This is a genomic window from Wolbachia pipientis, from assembly GCF_030373985.1.
Lineage (GTDB): Bacteria > Pseudomonadota > Alphaproteobacteria > Rickettsiales > Anaplasmataceae > Wolbachia > Wolbachia pipientis_D.
Genome location: NZ_JAUCRB010000001.1, coordinates 265,351 through 281,471, shown reverse-complemented (window position 1 = coordinate 281,471; position 16,121 = coordinate 265,351). Strand labels below are relative to the sequence as shown.

Genomic DNA, 16,121 nt, shown 5'->3' with positions numbered 1-16,121 from the left:
TCTTTAATTTTTAGTTCCAACTTTAGTTTCAGCCTCTATTAATTCAGCCTTTTTTATTGCCTCATCTATATTTCCTACCATATAAAAGGCAGCCTCTGGCAAATGATCGTATTTGCCTTCAACAATCCCTTTAAAACTAGAAATAGTATCAGAAAGTGAAACAAATTTGCCTGGCATGCCAGTAAATACTTCTGCAACGTGAAAAGGTTGAGAAAGAAACTTCTGAATTTTACGGGCCCTATCAACAATAATTTTATCTTCATCAGATAGTTCATCCATACCAAGTATGGCAATAATATCTTGCAATGATTTATAAGTTTGCAATATACGTTTCACCTCAGAAGCTACTCCATAATGTTCTTCACCAATGATTTCAGCGGATAAAGACTGAGAAGTTGAATCAAGCGGATCAACAGCAGGATATACTCCCATTTCAGCTATTTGCCTTGACAATACTGTGGTTGCATCAAGATGAGAAAATGTAGTTGCAGGAGCTGGATCAGTCAAGTCATCCGCAGGAACATATATAGCTTGCACAGAAGTAATAGAACCAGAAGTAGTTGAAGCTATTCTTTCTTGCATTGCACCCATGTCAGTTGCAAGGGTTGGTTGATAACCAACAGCTGAAGGTATTCTTCCGAGTAAAGCAGAAACTTCAGAACCAGCTTGTGTAAAACGGAAGATATTGTCCACAAAAAATAGAACATCTTGGTTTTCACAATCACGAAAATACTCTGCCATAGTTAGCGCTGTTAAAGCAACTCTAGCCCGTGCTCCAGGAGGCTCATTCATCTGACCATAAACCAAAACAGCTTGAGACTTTTCGTGCTCATTTATATTTATTACATTTGAGGTAACCATCTCGTGATAAAGGTCATTACCTTCACGCGTTCTCTCCCCCACTCCAGCAAACACGGAAAATCCTTTATGAGCTTTTGCTATATTGTTAATCAATTCCATTATTAGAACTGTTTTACCAACACCTGCTCCACCAAATAAGCCAATTTTTCCTCCTTTAAGGTAAGGGGCAAGAAGATCTATAACTTTTATTCCTGTAACTAAAACCTCTTCCTGTACTTTCTGCTCAGCAAAACTTGGAGGTGTTCTATGTATAGATTTAAAATCATACTTTCCTTTCAGCGGGCCACATTCATCTATAAGGTCTCCAACAACATTAAAAATCCTCCCTAAAGTTGAACGCCCAACCGGAACTAATATCGGTGCACCTGTATCAACAAATTCATCATCTCTTGATACACCATTTGTGCTATCCATAGCAATACAACGGACTATATTATCACCTATATGCTGTGAAACCTCCAAAACTAACTCCCTGCCCTTATATTTTAGTCTGCTTTTTAAAGCATTAAATATTTGAGGTAGTTCACCTTCAAATTTTAAATCAACAACTGCTTGAGTTACCTTAACTGCTCTACCTATGTTCATCTTTTTACTTCTATCACCTAACTTTATAATCTCATAAAAAAGCTCATAAAGAACTTCTAAAGAAAATAAATCTTATATTATTAATAGAAATCTTGCAACATTAAAACGTTCACTCATTATGCTTTATTATAAACAATGCAAACCCATTTAACAACCAAGTAATAATAAATAGCACTAAACTAAGCGCATAAGCAGCAAGAGTTTGCACACTATTGAAATCCTGATCCCCGATAAGTAATGTAGCAATCTGTACAGTAATAGTAGTGACTGAATTAAGAGGGTTAAAAGTCAAGTTTGAGTTGATTCCTACAGCCATCAGCACAATCATTGTTTCACCTATTACTCTTGAAATTGATAATAAAATTGCACTTAAAATTGTAGGCATTGCATAAGGTATTGTTATGTGCCATATAGTTTCCGCTGGGGTTGCTCCCAACGCCATAAAGCCATAACGCAAGCTCTTTGGAACAGATCTGATTGCATCTTCTAATAAAGAAATAATAAAAGGAAGAATCATTATCCCAATCGATAAACCAGCAACCAAGGCGCTCTCTGAGTGTATGTTTAAACCAAAAAAATTCGCTATCTGTTTCACAGAGGAAGATAAAAATACAACTGAGAAATACCCATATACAACCGTAGGAATAGCAGATAAAACTTGCAAAGTTGTATTAACAATATAACGCACTTTCCCACTTACATATTCACTAATATATATCGCAGAAAATAAACCAAGCGGAACAGCAACTAACATTGCTACAATAGTTATAACTAATGTACCAACCAAAAGCGGGGTTATACCGAAACATCCTATCTTTTCTTCATTGATAGTTACCACATTATGGCTCCATTTCAAGCAAAACAAGAATTCTGAAATAGCTACTTCTTTAAAAAAATTAATAGATTGGCTAAGAATAGATAGCATTATAAATAAAGTAATAAAAAACGATACGGCCAGAGCCACAAATAGTGAAAATTTGATTATCTTGTTTCTTTTACCTTTAAAGATAAAAGCAAACATGAAAAAAAGTAATGCTATAAAAATGGAAGTTAAAAAACAATTGTTACAGAGTATTAACAACCAAGTTAACATCCACACACAACTAAGATATAAGTAAGATTTAACCTTATTCACTTGCTGAAACTTGTTAAAACAAAATAAAAGAATTAGTAGCGTAGGTATGGAAAGGATTATTGCCAACGAATTCATCTATTCATATATAGAATCTTATTTTACGAGAATACAACTTTAGGAGTATCTAATATATATAATGCAACCACCATTTGACAATAAATTAAAATAAACTAAAATAACCAATTATATTTATAAAAACGATGAAGAGAACATTTCAATCAAAAAATTTGATAAGAAAACGCAGGCATGGCTTTCGTTCACGTATGGAAACAAGAGCTGGAAGAAAAATCCTTAACAGGCGTCGCTCATTAGGGTGCAAAAGATTATGTGCATAGTTAAGTTATCAAGCATAAAAAAAAAGATTTTTCATTCGCTTTTAAAAACAAGTTAGCATTCGATAATCTTTTTTACCGCGGGCTTTACATATCATTACTTGCTATAAAAGAGAGAGAGCCAGAAAAGTATATTGACACCATTAGAATAGGTCTGGTTATTAGTAAAAAAGCTGGAAAAGCAACAAAGAGAAATAAAATCAAAAGACGATTACGAGCGCTTGCTAGATTTAGCATTTTAGGCATAAATAACGTGGGGTACTATTACATAATAGTAACTCATAAAAATATTATGCAAGCAAGTTATAAAAACTTACAGCAAGATCTAAATATTTGCCTAAAAAAAATAAAATAAAAAAAAATCTCAATCAAGGTGTTTACAACTATATTATTTATGATAACATAAGTAAAATTTTTAAAGATAGTCAATAGATGTGGTAAATGGTGGAATACACAAACGAAGTAAATAATACAAGCTTTGGTGAGCTATATGGGCCTTTATTCCCCTCTAAAGGAAAAGAAAAAGGGACAGATTGGAAGTCAGCATTTCAGCAGCAACAAAAATTATTAAACAAGGTGGGAGATAATGCAACACTATCAAAAATCAAAAGTTTTTCTTTAGAAAAGGATTTATCATATGAAAAAAAGGTAGGAACAGTATTAGATAACATAAAAAACAACCGAGGTATAGGAAAAGATAAGCAACGCTCCTAAAGAAATTTTTATAAACTTGGCAGCGACCTACTCTCCCTTTTCAAGTACCATCAGCGCTAAAAAGTTTCACTTCCGAGTTCGGGATGGGATCGGGTGTTTCATTTTTGCTATAGCCACCAAGTCAATAAAAACCTTTAATTCTACAAATTCAATAAAATATTTAACACTGCATATGCACATATAGAAAGCAAATAAATCAATCAGGCTATTAGTACTAGTTAGCTTCACATGTTACCATGCTTCCACACCTAGCCTATCAACGTGGTAGTCTCCCACGGCCTTAATTGGGAAATCTTTTTGAAGAGGGTTTCTTGCTTATATGCTTTCAGCGATTATCCCATCTATACATAGCTACCCAGCGATGCTATTGGCATAACAACTGGTACACCAGAGGTATATCCATCTCGGTCCTCTCGTACTAGAGTTAGATCTTCTCAAATTTCCTTCACCCACGGCAGATAGAAACCGAACTGTCTCACGACGTTCTAAACCCAACTCACGTATCACTTTAATCGGCGAACAGCCGAACCCTTGGGACCTTCTCCAGCCCCAGGATGTGATGAGTCGACATCGAGGTGCCAAACGGTGTCGTCGCTATGAACGCTTGAACACCATCAGCCTGTTATCCCCGGCGTACCTTTTATCCGTTGAGCGATGACCCTTCCATACAGAATCACCGGATCACTATGACCGACTTTCGTCTCTGCTTGGCTTGTCAGCCTCGCAGTCAGGCAAGCTTATGCCATTATACTATCAAGCTGATTTCCGACCAGCTCTAGCTTACCTTCGCACGCCTCCGTTACTTTTTAGGAGGCGACCGCCCCAGTCAAACTACCCACCATACAATGTCCTAGCTTCAGATAATGAAGCATAGTTAGATATCAAAAGTGTAAAGGGTGGTATCTCAAGGATGGCTCCATTACAGCTAGCGCCATAACTTCAAAGCCTCCCACCTATCCTGCACATCACACTCTTAATAGCAATGTAAAGCTATAGTAAAGGTGCACGGGGTCTCTTCGTCTAACCGCGGGTACCCCGCATCTGCACGGGGAATTCAATTTCGCTGAATTGATGTTGGAGACAGTGGAGAAATCGTTACGCCATTCGTGCGGGTCGGAACTTACCCGACAAGGAATTTCGCTACCTTAGGACCGTCAGTGTTACGGCCGCCGTTTACTGGGGCTTCAAATTAGAGCTTACACCCTTCTTATTAACCTTCCAGCACCGGGCAGGCGTCAGACCCTATACTTCCACTTACGTGTTTGCAGAGTCCTGTGTTTTTAGTAAACAGTCGCTACTCCCTATTCTGTGCCACCTACTAATAGTTACCTAAAAGCAGGTTACCCTTCTCCCGAAGTTACAGGTATAATTTGCCAAGTTCCTTCAACATCATTCTTTCAACACCTTAGTATACTCTACTCATCCACCAGTGTCGGTTTACGGTACGGCCTCAATAAATATAAGTGCTATTTCCTGGGGCTCCTTTTAAGCATAGATCAATCCAATAAGACCTATACAAATACAAAACCCGTCACACTTAAGAGGTTCAGGAATATTAACCTGATTGCCATCGACTACTCCTTTACGGACTCACCTTAGGAACCGACTAACCCTACGCAGATTAACTTAACGTAGGAAACCTTAGATTTTTGGTGAGAGTGTTTTTCACACTCTTTTACGCTACTTATGTCAGCATTTTCACTTCTGATATCTCCAGCAGTCTTTACAAACTACCTTCACAGACTTACAGAACGCTCCGCTACCGCACCTATTGATTGAAATCAATAAGCACCCGCATCTTCGGTATACAGCTTCAGCCCCGGTACATTTTCAGCGCAGAAAAACTTATTTAGACAAGTGAGCTGTTACGCTTTCTTTAAAGGATGGCTGCTTCCAAGCCAACCTCCTAGCTGTAATGATTTTTCTACTTCCTTCCCCACTTAGCTGCAATTTTGGGACCTTAGATAGTGATCTGGGTTGTTTCCCTTTTCACTACGGACTTAGCACCCGCAGTGTGTCTATTGCACAATTAATCATTGGTATTCGGAGTTTAGTTAGATTTGGTAAGACGGTGAGTCCCCCTAGTCTATCCAGTGCTCTACCCCCAACAATATACATACAACGCTCTACCTAAATAGATTTCGCGGAGAACCAGCTATTTCCAAGTTTGATTGGCCTTTCACCCCTAATCACAACTCATCCAATAATGTTGCAACATTAACTGGTTCGATCCTCCAGTGTGTCTTACCACACCTTCAATCTGGTCATGACTAGATCACTTGGTTTCGGGTCTAATCCATAAAACTAAAACGCCCTATTCAGACTTGCTTTCGCTATGCCTACACCTAACGGCTTAAGCTTGCTTTATAGATTAACTCGCTGACCCATTATGCAAAAGGTACGCTGTCACTCTAATGTAAATCAATCACAAGATTAACCTTGTAGAAAAACATAGAGCTCCAACTGTTTGTAAGCACTCGATTTCAGGTTCTATTTCACTCCCCTCCCGGGGTTCTTTTCACCTTTCCCTCACGGTACTTGTTCACTATCGTTCGTTAAGGAGTATTTAGGCTTGGAGGATGGTCCCCCCACATTCAAACAGGGTTTCACGTGCCCCGCCCTACTCAAAGATTTAAAAACTTTCTACTTATACAGGACTATCACCTTCTACGGTTACCATTTCCAGAGTATTCTAATTCTTATTTTTAAACCACTAGCCTTTTCCGCTTTCGCTCGTCACTACTAACAGAATCTCAGTTGATTTCTTTTCCTTTGGTTACTTAGATATTTCAGTTCACCAAGTTTGCTTTACATACTAATTTAATATGCAATAACTAGCTTAGCTAGTTAGGTTCCCCCATTCGGAAATCTGCGGATCAAAACTTGTTGACAATTCCCCACAGCTTATCGCAGCCTGCCACGTCCTTCATCGCCTCTTAACGCCAAGGCATCCATCAAGTGCTCTTAAATAATTTATTTACTCAACTATATGTAGAATATGCAGAGTTAAATACTATTAAAATTGAATTGAGATTAAATTAATCTCTACCATAAAACTTGTCAAACATCTAAAAACTAAATTAACTTTCTATATGTTAGAAAGCAACAAGCGATATGTCAACGTTTTTTTACACAAAATATTTACTTACGTTGGCAACAATAATAATATACTTGTAATCCTAAGTAGGTAAAATTTATAATCTAGGTAAATTTTAAAGCAGTATTATAAACAATAAAAAGCTAATGAAAAAAATATTCCATAATATGAAATACTTTAAAAATCCAGCACATTCAAAAATGATAGTAAACATCAAGAGTATTTTAAGATATGAAAAGCAATTCATCCTTTATAAATGTTATTTTAAGTTTTATTTTCAAGTTAATCGGTATGTTTCATATTAAGAAAGTCAAGCAGTTCGCTGTAAACAAATACAATGCTCTCTATAAGGAAATAACAATATTTTTTGAAAAGTCCAAAAATCTATTAAACACCAATATTGAAATCGGGTTATATCACTTCTATAAAGGTAACATATCAGATGCAAAATTACGATTTTGGTTAATCAGCATATTGTATCCCAAATTACCTATAATTTGGTATAATATTGGAAGATGTCATTTTGCAATGGAAAATACTAGCAAAGCTTACACCTATTTTACAAGGACACTAAAACTAAACAGTAATTATGAAGAAGCATCCTACTACATAAAAAAAATGATAGATCCAGCATCCATTACGAAACTGCCCACAAATCTCATAAAACAATATTTTGACTACACCGGTGAATACTTTGTTGAGCATTGGTTAATCGCTAAACAGTATAGAGGACACGAACTTATACACATGGTAATTACAGAAATCTTTAATAATTCCACTTCTACACTCAACATACTTGATCTTGGTTGTGGAACTGGAATATGTGGTCATTTCTTAAAAATACACAATATTGGAATCTCCATAACAGGAGTTGACATCTCAAACAGAATGCTAAACATTGCTAGAGGATGCTTTATAAAGGGTAAAACTGTTTATAATGAGTTAATACACATGGAAATGACGGATTTCCTTAAACAAGAAAGAAACCACCTGTATGACGTTATAATTCTTGCCGAAGTGTTACATTATCTACATGACTTTCAAGCAGAATTGGAATTAGCGAAAAGATCTACAAGTAAAAAAGGAGTGATAATATGCTTAATAAGAAGAAAGGAAGGTAAAGGCATTGAATTTGTAAATAAAGGAGACTGTTTTCGTCACTCAGAAAGTTATGTCCAACACGTTGCAAAAGAAATCAATATGCAAATAAGTTACATGAGTTACTGTAAAATATATGGAAGTCAGGTTGATGGTATCTTGTTTGCACTACAGCATCCACAAGAAAAATCGAAAAGCTTAACTTAAAGATCACTATTACTCAAAGCAATGTCTATATACAACTAAACATTAAAGAGGAATTTATGAGTAACATTACTGTTAATCACGAAAAAAACGGTAAATTGACCGCCTTTGGAAAAGCAGTCTTATCAGATAGGTATTTGATAGAAAATGAAAGTTATCAAGACCTCTTCATACGTATTGCAAGCCACTATTCTGATAATAAAGAGCATGCACAGCGTCTTTATGACTACATGAGCAACTTGTGGTTCATGCCCTCAACACCAATACTCAGTAATGGTGGCACCAATAGAGGACTGCCTATCTCTTGCTTTCTTAACGAAACCGAAGACAGTTTGCAGGGAATAGTTGATTTATGGAACGAAAATGTCTGGCTTGCTGCACGTGGAGGAGGAATAGGTAGTTATTGGGGAAATCTACGTTCAATTGGTGAAAGTGTAAAAGGTGGGGGCAAAACATCAGGAATTGTACCATTTATTGTGGTGCAAAATGCTCTAACGCTTGCAATCAGCCAAGGGTCCTTAAGAAGAGGAAGTTCAGCAGTCTATCTTCCTGTATCCCATCCGGAGATAGAAGAGTTTCTTGATATACGCAAGCCAACAGGGGGTGACCCAAATCGCAAAGCATTAAATATACATCACGCCATAACAGTAAATGATAAATTCATGCAAGCTGTTGAAAATGACCAAGAATGGGATTTAATTAGCCCCCACAACAACAAAGTTATTTCAACTGTCAAAGCACGTGATATATGGATCAAAATATTAACCGCAAGAATTGAGACTGGAGAGCCTTACATTATCTTCCTTGATTCAACGAATAACAATAAGCCAGAGTCTTACAAAAGACTCAATTTAGACATTAAAATGTCAAATCTGTGCAGTGAAATCACTCTAACTACGGGTTATGATCATCTAAACAAACCACGCACTGCTGTCTGTTGTTTATCATCAGTGAATCTTGAATATTATAAAGAATGGAAAGATAATGAGCTTTTCATAGAAGATATAATGCGTTTCCTTGACAATGTATTAGAGGATTTCATAAATAAAGCACCAGGCGAAATACAACGAGCAAAATATTCTGCAATAAGAGAGCGTAGTATCGGTCTTGGTGTGATGGGTTTTCACTCATTTTTACAAAGTAAAATGGTTCCTTTTGAATCAGTAATAGCACAACAGTGGAATAAAAAAATATTCAAGTATCTACGCGAGCAAGCAGATATGGTCTCTAAAAAATTAGCGGATGAAAAGGGAGCATGTCTTGACTCTAAAGAAGTCAACCTAATGGACAGATTTACACACAAGCTTGCTATTGCTCCAACTGCTTCAATTTCCATTATTGCAGGCAATACTTCACCTGGGATAGAACCATATGCAGCAAATGTATTCACACAAAAGACACTAACAGGCTCATTTGTAGTGCGAAACAAATTTTTGCAAAAACTATTAGCAAAAAAAAATCAAGACAACGATAAAGTATGGTCCTCAATCTCGACAAATGAAGGTTCTGTACAGCACTTAGATTTCCTTAGCGAGCACGAAAAATTAACATTTAAAACAGCGTATGAACTTGATCAAAGGTGGATTATAGAACACGCAAGTGATAGAACACCTTACATTTGCCAATCTCAATCAGTTAACTTGTTTCTACCTCCTAACATACACAAACGTTATTTGCACAAAATACATATGCTTGCTTGGAAAAAAGGCCTGAAGAGCTTATATTACTGTAGATCACAGTCAATCCAGAGAGCTGACAAGGTTTCACATGACATATTTAAAAAAAGTGGAATATTGCAGCAAAAAACAGATATCGATTATGATGAATGCTTGTCATGTCAATGATGCTACACAAAAATCCTAATAAATTTCTAAAATCCATCCCAAAAGACAAGCGCATAATGTGCCTCGACATGGGAGAAAAGCGAATAGGCATAGCATTCAGTGATAGAATGCAGCTCATAGCTACAGCTCATAGCGCGTACAACAGAAAAAATATAAGCAAAGATTTAGGGTATCTGAATAGAATATTTAAAGAAAACGAAGCTGGGTCAATAGTAATAGGGCTACCACTGGAAATAGATGGACAAAAAAGTGAATGGTGTGAAACTATAATCCAATTTGCAAATAGAATGATAAAAAAATATAAAGTGAATATATATTTGCAAGATGAAAGCTTATCAACATTTATTGCAACTCACATACTAAAGATTGCTGGAGTATCAATCAAAAAATCGAAAAAAATAGATGATAAAATTTCTGCATGTATTATTTTACAACGCACGTTAAACAAGATGAATGCAATCAAATAGCTATTCATCAGCTCAACAAGTGACGTACAATTGTACGAACTTCCTACACTGCAGCAGAGCAAATACAAGATATCAACCACCGATGTTATCTCAATGCCTGCTACCTGGATAACATCCTTTTTGGTAAAGATCGCGTATCCGTTCAGCAGGGTAGGCAAATAATATAGACAAGGTAATCTAAAAAGATAATCATAGAATAAAAGTGAGGTGACATGATCGATCTAGAAGAACTCTGCAAAAATTTACAGCAAAAAAATAGAAAAGTTGGAAGCAAGGTAAAAAACTTAAAAGCATAAAATAGGGCTTTAAAAATAGAAAACGCTGAATTAAAGGAGAGGCTTGGGTTAAATGCAAAAATCCATCTCTGCCCAGCTCGAGAGAGCTATACAAAATAAAAAAGGACAAGCCAAAAAGCGAAGGAGTGTTGGTAGTCAAGTCAGACACAATGGTAATTATCGGGCTAAAATGAACGCAGATAAGGTGATAAGATAAAGTTGTCACCTGCTTGCGAACACGGAGGAGAGATTGCAATATATGAGAAATCATACATCTATTAGAAAGTAGATCTATCAGAAATGAAGCACTATGTAGTAGAATACTAACTGGAGCAAGGATACTGTAGGCAATGCGGAAAAAGAAGAAGCAGCAAGTAACCAGAAGGCGTTACTTCAGGTGCGTTTGGTCCAAGAGTTAAGTCAGTAATTGCAGCATTAAGTGGGTTTTACAAAGATTCAAAGCGTGAAGTGGCTGGCATCACAAATGAAATTTTTAATTCGGGCATAAGTGTTGGGAGCATACCAACAGTGAGTATAGAGTTACATCAAAATGTAAAAAAACGTATGAACAAATCAAACAAAAAATAAGGAGAAGTGAAGTTTTGCATATCAACAAAACTTAGCCCATTACAATAATGGTAAGCTCACTTGGTGCTGGGTGTTTGCAAGCAATACGGCAAGTTTTATAAAGTTGACAGAGTCAAGAGGAATGAAAGTTTTAAAAAATATTGTATGTTGCAACCGTAATAGCTTGGAGTAACTGACAGGCATGCAGCATACAAATTACTTTGCTGATAAAAAAAGGCAAATCTGCTTGGCTCATTTGACACGAGACTTTGAAAGGTTAGCACATAGTTGTAATATTAAAGTCAAAGTTCCGGGCTATTACTTAAGAAAAGTAGCCACTGAATTATTTGTACCAAAAAAAGCTTTACTAAAAAATGAGATAGGTATTTTAAGATTTGCCAAACGTGCCAGAAAATCGCGAAAACGTACACGGTATTACCTGATGAAGATATCCCGCTTACCTGAAGCAGTTAGAGCATCTCGAGTTGGAAAAATATTTTGAAATCTGAAAGAATGATGTGGAATTTTTTGAATGATCTAAAAAACATTCCACTGACAAACAATCATGCTGAACAACAAATACATCACTATGTTATTCAGTGCAAAAACTCATATTTTACATAATCAAAGCAAAGAAATACATTCCTCGAGCGAATAATTTCGTTATACTTAACATGGAAACAAAAGGGGCTAAATCCTTTTCACAACCTCCTAATCTCTTGTCTTTCACACCGCTTAGCTGAACGGATACACTATTTCAATAATGATTAAATCACTGTTTACCTAAAGTGACTTACGTTTTGATCTATGTGCATTATAATATGCATTATTAAATCTTTCAATAATATTTCTTATTTTTGCTGCATCTTCAAACTCTAGATTCTTAGCATGTTTTAACATCTGCTTCTTTAAATCCTTTAAATTAACATTACTAATATCGATGTTTTCCTCAGCCACTATTTTGTCTTGTAGAGTATTTGATATAACCTTTGTTATAGTTTTTGGTGTAATATTATGTAGTGTATTATATTCTTGTTGTTTCTTTCTTCTTCTTTCTGTTTCTTTCAATGCACGATCTAAAGAACCGGTTATTTTATCTGCATATAAAACTACCCTACCTTCGGCATTGCGTGCAGCACGACCTATTGTTTGAATGAGTGAAGTTTCCGATCGCAAAAATCCTTCTTTATCAGCATCCAAAATTGCAACTAAGCCACACTCTGGAATATCAAGACCTTCCCGCAATAAGTTAACACCAACTAGGACGTTAATTTCTTTCGATCTTAGTTTGCATATAATGTCAATTCTCTCCAGCGCACCAATATCTGAATGCAGGTAATTCACCTTCATACTTAACTCACTCATATGTTCAGCTAGCTTTTCAGCCATTTTTTTCGTCAATGTGGTAATAAGAACACAAAACCCTCTCTTTATAGTCACTTGCGCTTCATGAATCACATCATCAACTTGAGTCTCTGTTGGCTTTATAATACAGATTGGATCTATGAGTCCCGTTGGACGAATAACTTGTTCTATGAATACATTATTAGTCTTTGCTAACTCATACTTTCCTGGAGTTGCGGAAATGTAAATGGTTTGCGGCTTCACTTTCTCCCACTCTTCAAATTTCAATGGACGATTATCAAAAGCAGAAGGGAGCCTAAATCCGTGGTCTACCAATTTTTCTTTACGCGCCTCATTACCAATATACATTGCACCAATCTGAGGAACGGTAACATGACTCTCATCGACAAATAAAATTACATCTTCGGGTAAATACTCAAACAAAGTAGGCGGTGCATCCCCAGCTTCCATGCAGTAGAGATAACGCGAATAATTTTCTATACCCTTACACGTTCCTGTTGCTAGCATCATTTCGATATCAAAGTTGGTGCGCTGTTCAAGGCGCTTTGCTTCAACAATTTTGTTCTGTGAATAGTAATAATCCAAGCGTTCATGCAGTTCTTCTTTGATCAACTGAATTGCCTGTAACAGAGCCTCACGCGTGGTTATGTGATAGCTGTTTGGAAAAATGGTAATCTTATATATGTGTTTGATAATATTACCAGTCATAGCATCAATCTCAGAAATTTTTTCTATTTCATTGCCAAACAACGATAAGCGCCAAGCTTTGTTCTCATAATAGGCAGGAAATATGTCGATAATATCGCCGCGCACTCTGAAATATCCTCTCTCAAATCTGATATCAGAGCGCTTGTATTGGAGATCAGCTAAATTACTCAGGAAACTATTAACACAAATTTTATCTCCAACACTTAAGGATATAGTCATATTAATATAGCTTTCAGGCGAACCAAGACCATATATACAGGAAACACTGGCAACCACAATTATGTCCCTGCGCTCCAAAAGAGAGCAAACAACAGAACAACGCAGCATGTCAATTCTTTCGTTGATTACAGAGTCCTTTTCAATATAAGTATCAGTTTGTGGCGAGTAAGCTTCAGGCTGATAATAATCATAATAAGAAATGAAGTATCCGACAGAATTATAGGGGAAAAACCCTCTCATCTCCTCATAAAGCTGTGCCGCCAAGGTTTTATTGTGTGCCATAATTAAAGCAGGCCTATTTGTTCTTGCAATAACATTTGCCATAGTAAAAGTCTTTCCAGAGCCAGTAACTCCAAGTAAAACCTGATCTTTTTTGTTGCTGTTGAGTCCTGCAACTAAACTATCGATTGCTTGTGGTTGATCTCCAGCTGGTTGAAAATGTGTAACTATTTGAAATTCCATAATTCCTATGTTTTCATAATATATTTACTATTATATAATATATTTGTTAGTGTAAATAAGGTATGAAAATGAGTGTCAATAGACATACAAAACTCTATTTCTTCTTTTTATAGAGTCCGTTCCAAATCCTGTTGTTAGTTAACACAAAAAATACCGTTAAGATTATGAAATAGGACACTACTTTAAACCCAAGCTTGTGTCGTCTCTCTAGTTCTGGCTCTGCTGCCCACTGTAAAAAATTTACCACATCATATGCCATGTTTTCAACCGTGGCTTGCCTTGTACCGCCATATTCTACCATTCCTTCAGAAAGCGGCGGTGCCATAGCTAGCTTACCTGCTGAAAAATATGGATTAAAATATAAATTATTTTCATCGTGCTCGCCGTTTTGATAGCCTGTCAGCAGTGAATAGACATAATTTGCACCATCGTGCCTTGCTTTGACAATTAACGACAAGTCTGGTGGAACTACACTATTATTACTTGCCGCAGCTGCTTCTTTCGTATCAAAAGGTGCAATAAAATAGTCTGAAGGTATTCCAGGCCTATCGAACATTTCACCTAGATCATTTGGACCATCTTTAACTTGATAAGATGCTGCAATTTGTTTTACATCTTCTTCGGAAAAACCGACATCTCGCAAATTACGAAACGCCACTCTATTCATTGAATGACAAGCAGCACAGACCTCCTTATACACTTTATAGCCACGCTGAATTGACTCTCTATCGAAAGACCCGGTAATTCCGTTAAACATCCAATCTACTTTCTTGTTTGGTAATGGTTTGAATTCTTCTGCATATACAAAATTAGATAGAAGTAACGTGTAAAATATAGCTAACACATTTCTTATCAGCATTATTTCATCTCCGGCACAGAATCACTTATGGTTTTTGGTAGTCCTTCTGACTTTTCATACTTTCTAAGCAATGGTAAAACTATCACGAAGTATGCAAAGTAGTAAAGGGTGGAAAGCCTGCTGAGAGTAATGTAAGGCTCCTTAACCTCCTGTCCCCCAAGCCAAGCAAGAAATGCAAAATTTACTGCAAAAACCCAAAAAAATTTCTTAAACAATGGACGATAAGCACCACTTTTGATTTTTGACTTATCAAGCCAGGGTAACAGAAACCATACTAAAATAGACCCAAACATGGTCAGTACACCTGTAAGTTTATCTGGAATTGAACGTAACATTGCATAAAAAGGTAAAAAATACCACTCTGGCACTATATGCTCAGGAGTAACCATGGAATCAGCCTCTATATAATTATCCGGATGTCCAAGATAATTGGGGGCATAAAAAACAAATACAAACAAAACTATAAAAAACAGACCAAATGTTATGCAATCCTTTACTACATAATAAGGATAGAGTGGAATGGTATCTTTATCTGATTTCACTTCTACCCCACTTGGGTTACCAGAGCCAAATCTATGTAGAGCAATAACATGTAGCACGGCTAAAGCAATAATAACAAAAGGCAGAAGATAGTGCAGAGCAAAAAAACGATTGAGCGTTGGGTTATCAACAGAGAAACCGCCCCATAACCATATAACTATCTTATTGCCAACTAAAGGTATGGCTGAAAATAAATTGGTTATGACCGTTGCACCCCAAAAACTCATCTGTCCCCAAGGAAGAACATACCCCATAAAGGCAGTTGCCATCATTGCAAAAAATATAAATATGCCGATAAACCACACCATTTCTCGCGGTCTTTTATAAGACCCATAATATAATCCGCGCATTATATGAACATAAACCACCATAAAGAAGAGCGAAGCTCCGACAGCATGAGTGTAGCGTATTAGCCATCCATAATTCACGTCACGCATTATACGCTCCACGCTGTTAAATGCATGATCAACATGTGGAGTGTAGTGCATAGCAAGGAATATACCTGTTATTATCTGTAAAATTAGCGCTATACCAGCCAAAGAACCAAAATTCCAAGCATAATTTAAGTTTTTTGGCACTTGGTAAGAAGCAATATGTTTTAGAAAAGAAGATACAGGTAATCTATATTCTATCCAACCTGATATGCCTTTTTCTTCTTCTATCGTTGTTTTTTTTTTAGTATCATCTTGCATAACTTAAAGTCTTCTCTACCCTTTAATTTGTCTATTGTAGCAGCTTATCAAACATAAACAATAAAAACTTTAAATTAAGAAATCAGGCTTTTCATAC

General features: G+C 36.4%; 11 protein-coding genes, 2 rRNA genes and 1 pseudogene. 7 read left to right on the top strand and 7 right to left on the bottom strand.

Features of this window, described 5'->3' with window-relative positions:
• Window positions 1–3: 3 nt before the first annotated feature.
• Window positions 4–1,446: a F0F1 ATP synthase subunit beta gene (gene atpD, locus QUS22_RS01490; RefSeq protein ID WP_289513213.1), complete on the bottom strand. Its 1,443-nt coding sequence runs from the start codon at window positions 1,444–1,446 to the stop codon at window positions 4–6.
• 109 nt (window positions 1,447–1,555) lie between these two features.
• Window positions 1,556–2,656: a phosphate ABC transporter permease subunit PstC gene (pstC, locus tag QUS22_RS01485; protein WP_289513212.1), complete on the bottom strand. Its 1,101-nt coding sequence runs from the start codon at window positions 2,654–2,656 to the stop codon at window positions 1,556–1,558.
• Window positions 2,657–2,781: 125 nt separating this feature from the next.
• On the opposite strand from pstC, the gene rpmH reads away from it, so the two are divergent.
• The 3 genes from rpmH to QUS22_RS01470 all read left to right on the top strand — a co-directional run bounded on the left by rpmH (window position 2,782) and on the right by QUS22_RS01470 (window position 3,627).
• On the top strand, window positions 2,782–2,916 hold the full coding sequence (gene rpmH / locus QUS22_RS01480; protein WP_289513211.1) for a 50S ribosomal protein L34: 135 nt from the start codon (window positions 2,782–2,784) through the stop codon (window positions 2,914–2,916).
• A 7-nt stretch (window positions 2,917–2,923) separates the two neighbouring features.
• The gene (rnpA, locus tag QUS22_RS01475; RefSeq protein WP_289513278.1) at window positions 2,924–3,268 is read left to right on the top strand and encodes a ribonuclease P protein component; all 345 of its coding nucleotides are present in this window, start codon (window positions 2,924–2,926) and stop codon (window positions 3,266–3,268) included.
• Between the two features lie 86 nt (window positions 3,269–3,354).
• The gene (locus tag QUS22_RS01470) at window positions 3,355–3,627 is read left to right on the top strand and encodes a hypothetical protein (protein WP_289513210.1); all 273 of its coding nucleotides are present in this window, start codon (window positions 3,355–3,357) and stop codon (window positions 3,625–3,627) included.
• Between the two features lie 14 nt (window positions 3,628–3,641).
• Here the strand turns inward: QUS22_RS01470 and rrf are convergent.
• A 5S ribosomal RNA gene (gene rrf, locus QUS22_RS01465) occupies window positions 3,642–3,748 on the bottom strand.
• Window positions 3,749–3,814: 66 nt separating this feature from the next.
• A 23S ribosomal RNA gene (locus tag QUS22_RS01460) occupies window positions 3,815–6,606 on the bottom strand.
• A gap of 349 nt (window positions 6,607–6,955) precedes the next feature.
• On the opposite strand from QUS22_RS01460, the gene QUS22_RS01455 reads away from it, so the two are divergent.
• From QUS22_RS01455 to tnpC, 4 genes and pseudogenes are all read left to right on the top strand, one after another.
• Window positions 6,956–8,029 (top strand): methyltransferase, encoded by a 1,074-nt coding sequence (locus QUS22_RS01455; RefSeq protein ID WP_289513209.1) that lies wholly within the window; start codon window positions 6,956–6,958, stop codon window positions 8,027–8,029.
• A gap of 56 nt (window positions 8,030–8,085) precedes the next feature.
• On the top strand, window positions 8,086–9,870 hold the full coding sequence (locus QUS22_RS01450) for a ribonucleoside-diphosphate reductase subunit alpha (RefSeq protein WP_289513208.1): 1,785 nt from the start codon (window positions 8,086–8,088) through the stop codon (window positions 9,868–9,870).
• Window positions 9,870–10,337 carry a Holliday junction resolvase RuvX gene (gene ruvX / locus QUS22_RS01445; RefSeq protein ID WP_289513277.1) on the top strand — a complete coding sequence of 156 codons (468 nt, stop codon included), beginning with the start codon at window positions 9,870–9,872 and terminating at the stop codon, window positions 10,335–10,337. The genes QUS22_RS01450 and ruvX overlap by 1 nt, the downstream gene beginning before the upstream one ends.
• Window positions 10,338–10,549: 212 nt before the next feature.
• Window positions 10,550–11,950: pseudogene (gene tnpC / locus QUS22_RS01440) on the top strand (IS66 family transposase).
• Window positions 11,951–11,962: 12 nt separating this feature from the next.
• On the opposite strand, the gene uvrB reads toward tnpC, so the two are convergent.
• The 3 genes from uvrB to QUS22_RS01425 all read right to left on the bottom strand — a co-directional run bounded on the left by uvrB (window position 11,963) and on the right by QUS22_RS01425 (window position 16,024).
• A complete protein-coding gene (gene uvrB, locus QUS22_RS01435; RefSeq protein ID WP_289513207.1) occupies window positions 11,963–13,933 on the bottom strand; it encodes an excinuclease ABC subunit UvrB in 1,971 nt (656 codons plus the stop codon).
• 94 nt (window positions 13,934–14,027) lie between these two features.
• Complete coding sequence (locus QUS22_RS01430) at window positions 14,028–14,792, bottom strand: cytochrome c1 (RefSeq protein WP_289513206.1); 765 nt, start codon at window positions 14,790–14,792, stop codon at window positions 14,028–14,030.
• Window positions 14,792–16,024, bottom strand: a complete 1,233-nt coding sequence (locus tag QUS22_RS01425; RefSeq protein ID WP_289513205.1) for a cytochrome b — start codon at window positions 16,022–16,024, stop codon at window positions 14,792–14,794. Before QUS22_RS01425 ends, QUS22_RS01430 begins: the two co-directional genes overlap by 1 nt.
• Window positions 16,025–16,121 lie beyond the last annotated feature (97 nt).

Coding starts and splice junctions, on each gene's coding strand:
- QUS22_RS01450 (WP_289513208.1), top strand. CDS start 8,086: ATGAGTAACATTACTGTTAATCACGAAAAAAACGGTAAATTGACCGCC.
- rpmH (WP_289513211.1), top strand. CDS start 2,782: ATGAAGAGAACATTTCAATCAAAAAATTTGATAAGAAAACGCAGGCAT.
- QUS22_RS01470 (WP_289513210.1), top strand. CDS start 3,355: ATGGTGGAATACACAAACGAAGTAAATAATACAAGCTTTGGTGAGCTA.
- uvrB (WP_289513207.1), bottom strand. CDS start 13,933: ATGGAATTTCAAATAGTTACACATTTTCAACCAGCTGGAGATCAACCA.
- QUS22_RS01455 (WP_289513209.1), top strand. CDS start 6,956: ATGAAAAGCAATTCATCCTTTATAAATGTTATTTTAAGTTTTATTTTC.
- QUS22_RS01430 (WP_289513206.1), bottom strand. CDS start 14,792: ATGCTGATAAGAAATGTGTTAGCTATATTTTACACGTTACTTCTATCT.
- ruvX (WP_289513277.1), top strand. CDS start 9,870: ATGCTACACAAAAATCCTAATAAATTTCTAAAATCCATCCCAAAAGAC.
- atpD (WP_289513213.1), bottom strand. CDS start 1,446: ATGAACATAGGTAGAGCAGTTAAGGTAACTCAAGCAGTTGTTGATTTA.
- pstC (WP_289513212.1), bottom strand. CDS start 2,656: ATGAATTCGTTGGCAATAATCCTTTCCATACCTACGCTACTAATTCTT.
- QUS22_RS01425 (WP_289513205.1), bottom strand. CDS start 16,024: ATGCAAGATGATACTAAAAAAAAAACAACGATAGAAGAAGAAAAAGGC.